At 40.8% G+C, this 13,866-nt stretch carries 10 protein-coding genes and 1 pseudogene; 2 read left to right on the forward strand and 9 right to left on the reverse strand.

Annotated elements, in window-relative coordinates; translation table 11 throughout:
* Positions 1-9: 9 nt before the first annotated feature.
* Positions 10-852 carry an SPFH domain-containing protein gene (locus BLR64_RS08970; protein ID WP_090713789.1) on the reverse strand — a complete coding sequence of 281 codons (843 nt, stop codon included), beginning with the start codon at positions 850-852 and terminating at the stop codon, positions 10-12.
* A gap of 187 nt (positions 853-1,039) precedes the next feature.
* Here BLR64_RS08970 and BLR64_RS08975 point away from each other — a divergent pair, with 187 nt between their 5' ends.
* A complete protein-coding gene (locus BLR64_RS08975; protein WP_068728968.1) occupies positions 1,040-1,222 on the forward strand; it encodes a transcriptional regulator in 183 nt (60 codons plus the stop codon).
* A gap of 147 nt (positions 1,223-1,369) precedes the next feature.
* Here the strand turns inward: BLR64_RS08975 and BLR64_RS08980 are convergent, their stop codons facing one another.
* The 3 genes and pseudogenes from BLR64_RS08980 to BLR64_RS08990 form a co-directional block, all read right to left on the reverse strand.
* Positions 1,370-5,689, reverse strand: a complete 4,320-nt coding sequence (locus tag BLR64_RS08980; protein WP_090713790.1) for a bifunctional 2',3'-cyclic-nucleotide 2'-phosphodiesterase/3'-nucleotidase — start codon at positions 5,687-5,689, stop codon at positions 1,370-1,372.
* Positions 5,690-6,221: 532 nt separating this feature from the next.
* A pseudogene (locus BLR64_RS08985) lies at positions 6,222-6,407 on the reverse strand (dehypoxanthine futalosine cyclase); the annotation flags it as partial.
* 287 nt (positions 6,408-6,694) lie between these two features.
* Positions 6,695-7,417: a zinc-ribbon domain-containing protein gene (locus BLR64_RS08990; protein WP_090713791.1), complete on the reverse strand. Its 723-nt coding sequence runs from the start codon at positions 7,415-7,417 to the stop codon at positions 6,695-6,697.
* 227 nt (positions 7,418-7,644) lie between these two features.
* On the opposite strand from BLR64_RS08990, the gene BLR64_RS08995 reads away from it, so the two are divergent.
* The gene (locus BLR64_RS08995) at positions 7,645-7,983 is read left to right on the forward strand and encodes a helix-turn-helix domain-containing protein (RefSeq protein ID WP_090713792.1); all 339 of its coding nucleotides are present in this window, start codon (positions 7,645-7,647) and stop codon (positions 7,981-7,983) included.
* A gap of 186 nt (positions 7,984-8,169) precedes the next feature.
* On the opposite strand, the gene BLR64_RS09000 is transcribed toward BLR64_RS08995, so the two are convergent.
* From BLR64_RS09000 to BLR64_RS09020, 5 genes are all read right to left on the reverse strand, one after another.
* Entirely contained in the window at positions 8,170-9,114 is a 945-nt protein-coding gene (locus tag BLR64_RS09000; protein WP_090713793.1) for a HaeIII family restriction endonuclease, read from the reverse strand.
* A gap of 153 nt (positions 9,115-9,267) precedes the next feature.
* Positions 9,268-10,524 carry a DNA cytosine methyltransferase gene (locus BLR64_RS09005; protein ID WP_090713794.1) on the reverse strand — a complete coding sequence of 419 codons (1,257 nt, stop codon included), beginning with the start codon at positions 10,522-10,524 and terminating at the stop codon, positions 9,268-9,270.
* 223 nt (positions 10,525-10,747) lie between these two features.
* On the reverse strand, positions 10,748-11,359 hold the full coding sequence (locus BLR64_RS09010) for a recombinase family protein (RefSeq protein ID WP_090713795.1): 612 nt from the start codon (positions 11,357-11,359) through the stop codon (positions 10,748-10,750).
* Positions 11,360-11,787: 428 nt separating this feature from the next.
* Positions 11,788-12,741 carry a DUF4062 domain-containing protein gene (locus BLR64_RS09015; protein WP_090713796.1) on the reverse strand — a complete coding sequence of 318 codons (954 nt, stop codon included), beginning with the start codon at positions 12,739-12,741 and terminating at the stop codon, positions 11,788-11,790.
* Between the two features lie 775 nt (positions 12,742-13,516).
* Positions 13,517-13,732, reverse strand: a complete 216-nt coding sequence (locus BLR64_RS09020) for a helix-turn-helix domain-containing protein (RefSeq protein ID WP_090713797.1) — start codon at positions 13,730-13,732, stop codon at positions 13,517-13,519.
* Between the last annotated feature and the right edge of the window lie 134 nt (positions 13,733-13,866).

A 13,866-nucleotide genomic window follows, 5' to 3' on the forward strand; every position in this document is an offset into this window, starting at 1 on the left:
CATCATCCCCTAGTACAACGAACCGGCATTGATCACCGGGCTCGCTCCGCGCTCAGATACAATCGCCACCATCAGGTTGTTGATCATTGCCGCCTTACGCTCTTCATCAAGCTCAACCACACCATTCTCTTTGAGCTGGCGGATCGCCATATCTACCATGCCGACAGCACCTTCCACAATGATCTGCCGTGCCGAAAGAATGGCCGAGGCCTGCTGGCGCTGCAGCATCGTGCTGGCAATCTCTGTAGAGTAAGCCAGATGCGTCAGACGCGCCTCAATTACCTCTACCCCGGACAAGGACAAACGCTCCTGCAATTCCGAAGCCAGCTCCTTGGCAATCTCGTCGGCATTGGCCCGCAGTGACATGCCGGATTCATTAAAGTTATCATACGGATATTTGCTCGCTACATGACGAAGCGCGGTTTCGCTCTGAATCTCGACAAAAGCCATGTATTTATCTACATCAAACAGCGCTTTGGCAGAATTAATGACTTTGAAAACAATGACTGCTGCAATTTCAATCGGGTTCCCTTCCACATCATTAACCTTAAGCTTGACACTGTTGAAGTTACGTACCCGCAGTGACACGGTTTTACGGATACTGAACGGAATAACCGCATACATCCCGCTCTTCACAATTGTTCCGACATATTGCCCGAAAAAGGTGACTACAACAGACTTGTTAGGCTGGACGATCGTGATGCTTGTGCACAGAACAGCGGCAACTAAAAACAGGACGACCGGCACCGCAACGTATTCGTGGGCTCCCCCGTAGATCCCGCCTGCCAGACAAACCGCAATCAGCGCAATAACCCAAAATCCGCTAACTGGACGTAAAACCTTCTCCTTCATAAAAGCACCTCCAGAAGATATGTATTTGATATAATTATGATATCACTTTTGGATACAATTGTAAATCTGTTTTTTGATAAGTAAAAAGCCCATTCGATAAAAGTCACTGCATTTCTTCTAATCCTCTCCTATACTACAAATCTAAGTAGTCATTCTTTCAAATATATTGAACAAGGATGTGTCCTTCATGAGCGTAAAAGAACAGGTGCTGGATATTATCAAGGCTTCTGCAACTCCCCTCACCGCCGGTGAGGTAGAGAAGCTCTCGGGCCTTGAGCGCAAGGCCGTAGACAAGGCTTTTACTGAGCTGAAGAAAGAAAATGCCATTGTCTCCCCGGTCCGCTGCAAGTGGGAAGCTGCAGTAAAATAAATAACCGGTTCCATCGGACAGGCCCATGCGGGATTCGCATAGGCCTGTTTATGTTGGAGAATAGAGCGTTTGAATAGTTATAAAGGAACGAAAAGATGCCCCGCGTCATCCGGAGATGAAGGGGGCATCTTTATCATCGAAGCTGAATCAGGAAGCTTTATTCTCAAGCATGCGGTAGATAATTACTGCAGCCTGAGCGCGGTTGGCCATAGCCTTTGGTGCAAATTTACCGCCGTCTACCCCATTCACGATTCCCAGCTGAGTCAGCTGTGCAACAGCTTCCTGAGCATAAGGAGCGATGGAATTTTTATCAGCAAATTCGCCGAGCGCTGCAGAGGCATTAACGGGCTCCAATTGACCAGCAAGGGCATTCACGATCATGATTGCCATTTCCTCGCGGGTAATTTCACGGCCCGGTTCGAATTTGCCGTTGCCGCTGCCCTTCACAATACCTGCGCTGACAGCAGCAGCGATCGAATCGGTATACCATACACCCTGCTTCACATCGTTAAAAGCTGTAGCGGATGCTGGCGCACTCAGGTTCAAAGCACGTACGAGCATCGTTACGAATTCAGCACGGGTTACTGTTTTAGTTGGAGCGAACTGGCCGTTTTCCAGACCCTTCACAATGCCTTGGGCTGCCAGGGAGGTAATGGCTTCCTGAGCCCAGGCTACTTTGCCCAGATCACTGAAAGTGCCTGGTGCTGCCGAAGGAGCCGGCGTTGCCGATGGTGCAGGTGTTGCGGATGGAGCCGGTGTTGCCGATGGTGCAGGTGTTGCCGCCGGAGCCGGAACACCGCCAGGAATTGCGGCCGGAGCCTTAGTGTTGTTAGTAATACGGCCTTCAACCTTGGCTGTAATTGCTCCGCCTTTGAACGTGTCTACAATGTAATCGTAGAATACATCCAGATCAATCGGGCCAGGTACAGAAGCGCTGGCTTTGGTCAGTACAGTGTAGTTATCACCGCCTGCAGACATGAAGTTGTTCACGACCGCAGTATAGCTCTTGTTCATATCAATCGGAGTACCGTCAGCTTTGGTCAGGCTGGAGATACGGTCCTTGACCGGCAGATACATATCAGCTGTATATTTCAAACCGGAAATCTGCAGAGTCTTTGTATCAGCTGTTCCGTCTGCTTTCACGCCCCATTGCTGCTGCAGCAGGGTTTTGATCTGCTCACCGGTCAGGGTCAGCTTCACCAGGGTATTGCCGAAAGGCTGGATCTTGGCCAGATCTCCAAAGGATACATTGCCCTTAGGAAGGTCAGCACGGATACCGCCCGGGTTCATGAAGGCGAAATCTGCTGCTGCTGCCCCGTCTCCGAAATCAGCCGCACGCATAGCATCAGTAATCAGATTGCCGAGAGCCGCTTCATTGTTGTAGGCATCTGTACGGGTAATTGTCCCGTCAGTAGTACCTACTGGCTGTGTCAGCTCCGGATGCTTAGCCAAATATTTGTTAACCAGAGCAACCGTTTCAGGATCAGGGGTTACTCCTTCCTGGAAGGTAGATGTAACTGTTGCAGACTTGGTTTTTACATCGCCTGTCTGATGGTCAATGACCAGTTTAATATCTTCAAACGCAGTACCGTAAGAATAAGCCTGAACAACCAGCTTGCCGTTTACGATGTCATTTGCGTAGCCGTGGTTATCCCCGGCAACGATGACGTCAACCGGTGAGTTAGCCGGCAGGGCTTTGGCGAGATCCGCTGCTTCGCCTGTCGTTACATAACCGGTATTTGCATCACCTTTCGTTGTAGCAGGATCATGTGCCAGCACGATGATCGTTTCAACACCCTGGGCCTGCAGTTCTTTAGCGTATTTCTCGATCGCTGCCACTTCTTCATCGGCTGTCAGGAATTCAACGCCTACCAGACCGGATGGAGCTACTTTGCTTGGCGTAGCTTTAGTTACCACACCGATAAATCCAATTTTCACGCCGCCTACTTCTTTTATAACATAAGGGTTGATGATTGGATTCTTGTACACACTGTCAACCACGTTGGCATTGATGTAATCAAAGTCTGCGCCAGCATGATTTACGCTGCTGTTCTTAGGATCGACACCGCCGAAAATCTGTGTTTTCAGTGCTGCAACACCCTGGTCAAATTCATGGTTACCCAGTGTTCCGACATCGAATTTCATCAGGTTCATCCATTCATGTGTCGGCTCATCACGCTCAAGTGAAGATACCGGAGCAGATGCGCCTACGGAGTCCCCGTTATGGAAGAGCAGGGAGTTTTCATACTTGGCACGCGCCTGTTTCAGGTATGTTGCGAGAATCGCCGCAGTACCTGCATTCTTGCCGCTTACTACAGAAGTAGTATCCAGCTGGCCGTGGAAGTCGTTAATGCCGATCAGGTGAACTTCAACATCGGCTGTTGGCTTAGGTGTCTGTTGTTTCAGGTCAAGGCTGTAAATGCTGAAGCCTTTAACATCTTTGGTTTTAGTATCCTTAATGTTGGCCGGTAAAACTTCAGCCGCTTTTGGTGAAGACGGGAAGGTTACAGTTACGTTGCCTTTGATTGGAGCAATCGACCAGTTGCCGTCAGCAGTTGGATCTACTACACCGGCTTCACTGATATAATCCATCAGCACCTGACGGTTTTCCATCTGGGAGTCGATAATCATTTTTCCGGCTTTTACGCCCGGGAAGTTACCGCCGCCGCTTGCACGGTAGTTGTTGGTAACCACGACAAATTCCTGGTTCAGATCAAGCGGCTGTCCGCCGTAAGTAACGCTGGTTACACGGCTGGAGGAAGCATCATTAATAGAACCGTCCGGCTTGTATTTGGCATTCTTCGTTACGTCGATCGTGTACTGAACACCGTCAATAACATCGAAGTTATATACTGCAAATGCAGGATTCAGCAGGGATTGCGCTGTCGAAATGCCCGGCTTAATCCGGTTGAATGCGCCTGCGCTCATTTCAATCCATTCTTTTACGGTCGAGCCCTTTACAACAATCGCCTTCAGCGTGTTGTCATACAGATATAGGTCGCTGGCACTGCGGATCGTCAGGTCACCCTTGCTGATCTCGGTGTATTCTTCAAATCCGTTGCGGCCTGCCTTGAATGGCGCGCCGACGCTGAGGATCGGATAATTCTTATAATCTGCAAGCGCCGGATCAGTATTAATCAGATTCGACACATAACGCTGTTGTGCGTATGTTACGATCTGAACCGTCGGATCGTCCTGCACCATAGCGAAGAAGCTGTTCATCGGAGCGGTCGTTTCGCCCAGCTTCTGGCCGGTGTATTCGATGGTTGCGGCGTGGTCAGCGCCCACTACGGCATCTACTGCCGGATCAGCTGCTTTACCGGAAATGGAGACGGTGGATGCTTTGGAAGCAGCTTTATCAACCTTCCAGCCGTTTCCGTCCTGTACGATCTTCAGATCGATCAGCCCCAGATAGCCGCCGCCATAACCTGCTTGAACAGCAGGAGTATCATTAATATGGCCGTTTACGTTGTCAATTTTGGCAACATCACTATTGTATGGAGCTTTGGTGGCCGGATCTTTAAAGGATGCATCAAGCGAGGAATCCACGCCATTTGTAGGGAATACTTTATGAGTATGTGAGAATGTGATGGCATCAATGCCTTCTACCTTACTCAGTTGATTAATGTCGTTTTCTGCACCTGTCAGGTTTGAGGCGGCAGATGCATCAAAGCCGGTGTGAGCCATTGCCACGATAACTTGTGCACCAGCATTCTTCATAACAGGTACAAATTTCGCAGCCGTTTCGCTGATATCTTTTACCACAAACCTGCCTTCGAGGTTGACCTTATCCCACTCCATAATCTGCGGAGTAACAAGACCCAGCAAGCCTACTTTTACGGTATGCATCTGACCGTCGGAGCCTTTAACCTGTTTTTCAATAATTTCATATGGCTTATACGCGTTTGTTACACCGTCAATATTATAAATGTTAGCATTAACATACTTGAAGTTTGCATCAGTATTGGTTTTATTGCTGGCACTTCCGTTGATTGTACGGTCCAAATATTCCAGGCCATAGTTGAATTCATGATTTCCGAAGGTTGCCGCGTCGTAGCCCATAACGTTCATTGCAGCGATCATAGGATGAATCCGGTCATTATTGGTTCTGATATCCGACTTGGTTGCCATATACGTACCCAGCGGAGTTCCTTGAATCAAATCACCGTTATCTAGCAATAGATTGTTTTCATTCACCTTTCTGGCTTCAGTAACCAGAGTAGCTGTTTTGTCGAGACCCACTGTCGCTGAAGGGGCATTCTTGAAATAATCCCAGCCATAGACATTGGTGTGCACATCAGTAGTGCTCATCAGACGCAGATCTACTGTCACACCGGATGCCGGAGCGGCCTTTGCTGTATCAGCTCCAAGAACTGAACCAACAAGCACACCCCCAAAAACCTGTGCAGTCAGAACTGTGGTTGCCAGAATTGAAGCTACCGGCTTGTTCCATCGTCTTTCTCCCATAAGTGATTAATCCTCCCAGTTTTTCTCTATTAGTGACCGAGGAGAATTGTACCATAAGCAAATATATGAATCTAGCAAAAAGCATTAAATAGAGTCAATAGTTGTGTAAAATATCATATATTTTGGTGTAAATTTAGTCATAACGCCTTATTCCCAACCCAAAACCTTACATAATATACAAGGAAACGCGAAAAAGACATGTTAGATTTAGATACATTACCGAGTAAGATATTCATTATAATATTTCCTGTTACACCAAACAATTCATTCCCACTAGACAAAACTACATCATTCTATATTTATACAAAAAAATCAATAAACCTAGACCTTATTAAGTGGCATAAATACTGACACGAACATCGGTGACAGGAGCAGAACCTTGCCTTAATCTTTGTGAACGAGCAGCCTGTTTTGTTCACATCCAGCCACCAAATCATCCTCAGCCAGATCCAGGACAGCACATTATAGACGAAAATAACCCCCGCGAGACAGTACAGAACTGCTTCACGGGGGTTATGGTTTAATAATAGGATTAGTTCTGCATTACAAAATCATTGTCAATCTTCGCATTCACATCATCGAACACCCGCAGGATATCGTAACGTGTATTGCGCTGTGCCGGAATCTTGCCGGCTTCGCGGATCAGCTGAAGAATCTGCTCGATGTTGACTTTATGTGTAGCGCCGGCAGAGGATACAACATTCTCTTCGATCATTGAAAGATCGGGAATCCTTTGATTTATAAGGCTTTTTCAATAGAAATATATATGAGCACTAGGGTAAACACTTCAATGTGTAGCAACCACAAGCTTGTTTGAGGATATTGTACAATAATGTGTATTATTTATCCAGTCTTAGTTAATGAGCCGATCTATATAACTTATTCACCACACTTTTCCAAACTCGATTAAAGCGGTGCAGTTTTTCCCTAATATAAACTTATCACCTCACTTCATAATAAAGAGCCATAGGAAGACCCCATGACTCTTATGCATCACCAAGAGTATCAATAAGTTACTTTAGTGATTTTCATATCTTTACCGTAATCATCATTTTCTAAAGTGAAGTATACTCTCTTCATTACATTTTCACCAATCCCATTGATTGCTTGTAGATCATATAGCAACGTTAGCTCATCATGTTGCATTCCAGTTTTTATGGTCATTGTATCATCGTCTTCAGCAATTACTTTTCCCCCTACTCCCGCCGCTTCGTATGCATGTCGATAATATTCTTTCTCTTTTTCATATGTTTTCTCAATGGTACGTCCAACGAAAAAGTCTTTGTCCCAGTCATCTCTATCTAAATGAATGACAGTATCAACTTTCGCCTTCGAAGCTTTAATGAATTTATAGTCAGTAATATTGTAAAAATCAGCCACATCACTCGACCTAAAATCATATGTGGCATCTCCATTTTGAATAGCCTTTATGTAATTTGCCACCACTGATTTGGCTTCTCCTTCAAGAGTGAAATACCTATTATAGACGTATAGAGAACCAAAGCCCAAGATAAGCAAAACAACAATGGAGATTACCCATTTGGATTTAAGGAACCTTATTATTTTTTTGTTATCATCAGATTTCGTATATGTAGTAGCAGATACATTTCCATTATCAATTTGTGAATTGTCTGGTGCAGTGTTCACATTTTGTATTGCTTCACCACATGCATTACAAAATTTACTTCCTTCAATTACTGCATTTCCACAGTTTCGACAATACTCCATTAATAATACCTCCAAATTATTTGCTTTATTCCTCTAAAAGGTTTTAATCATATCCATATTCTTTCCCTGACAGTGTTATGACTTCCCCCCTCTCCTTTTATATAAAGATAGCCAAATAGTACCACAAAATGACTAATATATGTATCATTTTTTATGATTTTTGACCGATAAATATATATGTTTTATGAGTGTTTTCTTGTCTACACTTTATTAAAGAGGTGTAGACAATGCCAGACGCTTTAAACAAGATTGGTAAACGCATAAGGGAAATTCGGAAAGCTCGTGGACTCTCACAAGAGGCGTTGGGAGAGAAATGTGGCTTTACCTTCTCATATATTGGTGGAATCGAAAGAGCTGAGAATAACGTATCCATTAAGAATTTAGAGAAGATAGCTAACGCTTTGAACGTAGAGTTATATGAATTCTTTATTGACCTAAAGGCTGAAAGGCAACTTTCTAAAAAGCTAGACGAATTTGATGATGTTCTTGATATGTTGCTATCATTAGACAGTAAAGAATTGAAAAGAGCTAAGACAATATTGAAAGAAGTCTTTAAAAGTAACTGATTAAACTAATGGTCAAATTGGAATTAAAAAGTACTTAATATAAAAATGATGCACCACCACCCACCCTTCTCTCCGAGAGGATATAGTGTTAAAAACTTTTGAGGTTCGAAGTTAATATTTTTAGTTAAAATATATAATAAAAAAGCCTTCGGTTAGAAGGCATGTGATTAGTATACTAATGCAATTTCAAAAACCAATTCTAGTTTGCCATGCATCACTTGGTATTCCAACAAGTTGCGAGTCCCATTTTAGAGAACTCTCAATTCTCGAGCTTGCATTATGCACTCGCAAATTCACTTCCCATCCATTATCTAGTATAATATGCACTCTGTTTGGAAATCCCTTGTCACTACTTGATTGAATTTTAATATCAAGACATCTTTGAGGACTTCTTAATATTTTCCCTTTTCCAAGTCCGCCTCTCAAATTGAATGAAATGATCTTTAACTCTTTTTCCTTGAAACTCGCTACTGCTTTGTAAAAATCTTTAGAGCCTATTAGATAATTCATGAAATGCGAAACAGCAGAGGAGCCCATTGGAGAAGAAAATGTGTCGTCAAGCAACTTTTTTACAATTGTACATATGGGACGATATAGCAAAGAATCTTTTAACTGATCCCCCAACTGATCATATCTTTCAATCCTGTTAATTGAGCAGTATGTTCTAAAATCAGTGAAAATTTTATTTACGTCCTTCATAAATTGTTTTCCTGATGGAACACCTAACCATTTCTCACCAATATCTATTCTATCACTTATTCTTTGATGTTTCACAGCTTCATGATTTGATTTAAGTGAAATACCCAACTCCTTATCAATTTCACCAAGTGCATTGACTTTTTTGAATAGTATGTCTGAAACATCGGTAGACCCTACCTTACCCCTAACTCTCTCAACTGTTACCCCTGGGATAGTTAACCATGACTCACTAGTCTTTAAGAATTTCATCAGTTCGGTCGATGCGCTCACCATCTCATTTTGTTCTTTGGTGGTTAGCGAATGTAATTTATTTCTCCCTTCATTTTGCATCCAAGAAAGTGTATTAGTATGTACTTTAGTACCTAATACTTTATGCGCAACCAAAATATTAACATACTCAAAGCCATAACCTCTATCTGTATTTTTAGCCACAATAATCCCTCCAGATGTCTTCTATCTGGATATATTCCACATAATAGTTCAAAGTCCTGCTTTAGATATTTGATTAAGAACTAGTTTCTTTTGTTATCGCTAAGTACGAAAAAAAGAGTCGAAAGCATAACTTTCGACTCATGTTAATTGATTTTAAACCAAGCTTAAACTAATATTATCGGTACCCTTTGCTTCATTTAGATTATTTATTACCCAATCTGCAATAGGTTGTGCTATCGCTCTGGCTAATAATACAGGGACCGCATTCCCGATTTGCTTATAAATCAAGTCTAATTTAGCACTTTCATTTATGGGTTTCTCACTCGTCTTAAAGGAGTACCAATCTGGGAATGTCTGAATACGAGCTATTTCCTTTACAGATAATCTTCTATTCAAGTCTTCCATACCAGGTAATTCCCACTTATCTTTACTCAATTTAACCATTTTAGGACCACTAGGATGTAATGGAGCTTGTCTTCCTGAAGCTTGTATTGTAAAGCTCTGATCAGTCCATTCTTTCTTTCGGTTTCTTGATAAATACATACTTGAGAATGAACCAGTGAAGTAAGGACCAGGATTCTCAGATAAATCACCAATTGCATCTTTAAGCGTAACGTATGGCAGCTTACCACTTCCATGTGTAGGTTCAGGAAACACATATTTATAATTAATATCAACTCGCGTTCCCACGAGGATAACTCTTTGTCTTGTTTGCGGTGCGCCATAATCCCTAGCATTGAGTAATTTATGAGTCACATTATATCCAGCTGAGGAAAAATCCTCAATTATTTGTTTAATAACCTCTCCATTACCAAGTGTAAGCATCCCTTTTACATTTTCCGCTACAAAAAAAGCAGGCTTAGTTTGCATAAGGCATCTTATGAAATGTATATAAAGAAAGTTTCTTTCATCATCTATCAATCTAGGACCCGCTTCTGAAAATCCAGGACATGGAAACCCACCAATTACGATATCAGACTTAGGAAATCTCTTAACTTTTCGAATATCCTTCCTATGCTGAATAATTCCTACAGGAGAATTCGCTCTATAGGTGTCGTTTGCTTCTTCAAAAAGATCATTTGTATAAATAGTATGAAAAATACTCTCTTTCCTAATTTCATTGTAAGTTTCTTTTGATTTATAAGCTCTTAGAGCTCTCTCTTTTCCAATACTCGCATATAAACCTGCTAATTCGAATCCTAAATCAAGTCCTCCGCAACCCGAGAATAAACTAACCAAATTCATTTTATCATCTTTGTAGTCTAGGTACTCATAAAACAAATCATCTTCATCATTGATAATGTGATTACTTTCTTGATATATTTTTTCAATAAGAATTTTCTTTACTTCATCTTTACTCATATTAGGTGCAGGTTTTGCTTTACCCCGCCCTCTTGATATCACTTCCATTTTTCCCCATCTCCCATATAAACTAAATGAATATTTGTATGTCACAAATTAATTCGACACTATTCTTTAAAATCCTTTAATCCCTTCAAAAAAACCGTACATACGTTCCTGAATCATTATTAAACCAGTAGTTAAAACTTATAATACTATATTGAAATATAATAAGTACAGTGTACTTAAATTTACTTTTTTAGGTAACATGGAATAAAAACTTTTAACCTCGTTATAAATCCATTGTCTTTTCATAATCACTCACTCTTCTATAGAACGTGTTAGGCTTCATCTTAACTTTTCTCATGGCTTCAACAGCTTTAATTTCACCCTTTTTCCATTTAAAATATACTTCTATAAATTCACCATTAATTTCTTGCCTAGGTCTTCCAAATTTTATTCCTTGGCTAATAGCTACTTCGATTCCTTCCGCTTGTCTTTGCTTAGACTTCTTCCGTTCTTGCTCCGCTACATAACTAAGTAAGCTTAAAAATTGATCTTCCATTAGTCGTCCCAAGTCACCCATAGTTTTAAATTTACGACTATCAAAAAGCGTTTCATTCTCAAGCACAACAATATCCGCATTTACTTCACGTGTAATGTATTTCCATTCCCGAATGATTCCTTCGTAGTCCCTTCCTAACCTATCCAATGCGTCTATGTATATAAGATCGCCCTCACGGATCACAAGCCGCAACGCTTGATATTGAGGTCGGTCAAAATCTTTACCACTTGCCTTATCAACGAATGTATACCGCTCCTCAATACCTAACTCCTTCATCTTATTAATTTGACGTTGGGTGTTTTGGTCTTTGGTGGATACTCGGACGTAGCCAATCTTCATTTCATCATCCTCCTTGACATAAGTTGCATGTCAAAAAGTATACCATATCAATGAAATGTTTCAAATGTTGTTTTTATATGTTTTGAAACACTTCTGAATAGTAATGCAAGACGGTTCAAAAAGTATGCTTTATGACACGCTAAAATCATAAGCAAGGACACCTTTACAAAAGCGAAGTCAACTTCGTATTCTCATATGAATCCACATCGTATCTAAACACAGTGAGACCAACTAGGCAAATTACAAGACAACTTGTAAATTTTTATGCATTTTTTTCGAATTTAATATGCACAAATAAAAAAAGCCTTATCTATCAAGGCTTTTACCTTTACACTCATCTTATGAATAACATTAATCGCGGAGTAGAAGACATATTTCCAAATAAAACAGCTTGCTAATATCATTTATTCAATTTTACTAATAATTGTTTACAATAAAATATTCCTTTTAGATAGTTCCACTTTAATTTTCGCTAAAAATTTCAACCCTGCTTGTGTTGTTTGGATTCTTTTACTAGCACGCTTCTCCAAAAGTCCAAAAGGGATAAGCTGCGGGGCGACATCATAATATAGTACCATTTTGTCATCATCTGGACTATTACTTTCAAGACCTATTGTAAAATAATTGGAAAAGACCATGAAATACAATAATAAACTAGCTTCACCATTATCTGGTTTATTCGGAAACAAGGTTACATCTACTTTAATTTTAATAGATGATAATGCATCTTTTAGCTCCTCATACTCCCATTCACCAATCATTACTTTCGTTTTCTGTTGCTGCTTGTTTCCCTTATTTAAATCATCTTTTAATTTTGTATTTTCTTCTAACAACGCCTCATTTTCTCTACGTAACTCCTCAGTACTAACTATAACACCAGCCTTGACCCACCCTAATAATTCATAATCTGACTCAAATTCTTTTAAAGATTCAGTTGTTACTTGTCTTATATCCTTTACGTCTTCATAGAACTTACAAATGTTACTCAGCACAACTTTCTTAAAATCTTGATATTCGTTATAATGCTCATATTCCCTATTTTTAGGGTCTTCTTTGGTCTTCTCATCAAGCTTCTTTTCAGTTATAACAATTGCAAATCTACGCTTACCCATTTCACCAGCATAGTCATATTCCCAGTGCGTGTAGCTCTTGCCTGATTCTTCGTCCATGCTTCCATAGCGCCCACCCAGGAGAAGCATGTACACATCAGATTCTTGTATCCACTTCTGAATAGTCACCTTCTGAGACTTGTCACCAGACTTAAACAACTCCATACCAGCAGGAATATGACCAGCATTTAGAACCGCTGAGACAGCCGCTTGTCGTTCCTCAATCATGTCAGCATATGTAGACGATATAAAAACCTGCAGCTTCTTCTTCATATATGCTCCCCTTTGAATGATATCACCTATTTATTATACAACAAATAACAATTCCCGCCTTAGTTTGCATTGTAGATAAAACCCGAATTTTATCTATTCATCTGCAGCTCTTAATCCCTTATTGTTCGCTGGATTTGATTTTACAGGGAAACTTATCTTTCCGTTTGTCAAAACCCTTACAAAAGTTGATGACTCCCGTATTGTTGGTTTAACGTAAAAGCGTTATATTATATGACTGATTTCTCTGAAAATTCTAGAACATTGAGAAATTCAATAGGTAATACTGCTTTCTTTTCATAAGAAATAGAACATAATTATCGTTGACGCATAGGAGCGAAAACGTTACGGCAAATGTCGGAGGATTTAATCGTTAAAGAATCTGAGTGATCCCTTCGAGGTTCATTTATACGGAGCTATTGTAGTACATATTTGAAAAATCGAAGCCGCGCTAAATTGTAGTGCCCAGGGGGTCTCACAGATAAAAACCGATTATTTTGGTTTTAAGTCACCCCCCTTGGGTGTCGCATAATTAGGGTTCTACGACATGACGAGATAAAACCGGCTATGTTGCCCAAAATGAAGCATTATGAATGCTAGGTCGTAACCACGTTAAAATCACGACAATTCATTTTTTTGAAATTTTATCGCTCCTACTTATATTCACTTCAATTTTTTGTTAACGGAGTTCTATAACAACGATCGCCGGATGCAACACCACTATTTTTCAATTTCAACCATAATTCATTCCTAACCTATCTCTCGAAAACGCTCTTCACTAATCAACTTCCTCTAATTGCATCAACACCGAAATATCATTTATCTCCAACGCAGCCGCTATCCGCTCCAAAATCCCCATATTCAACTCCTTCAATTTGTTGTTACATAGATTTGATATCTTAGCTTGTGCCACTCCTGACAACTCAGACAATTGCATCTGAGTCATTTTTCTCTCTTTGAGTATTGTTCCAAGCTTAATATGTATTTTCCGCACTACTATCCCTCCAAAATTATAGTTGACTTTATAACGATATCGGTATAAGCTGCATTGCAGCCCGAGTATAACATTTAATATAAAATATTCAAAATAAAGGTAAAAAATATTTTATACCGGCTAACCACACTATA

Origin of the sequence: Paenibacillus typhae, from assembly GCF_900099765.1 — a bacterium.
Lineage (GTDB): Bacteria > Bacillota > Bacilli > Paenibacillales > Paenibacillaceae > Paenibacillus_AQ > Paenibacillus_AQ typhae.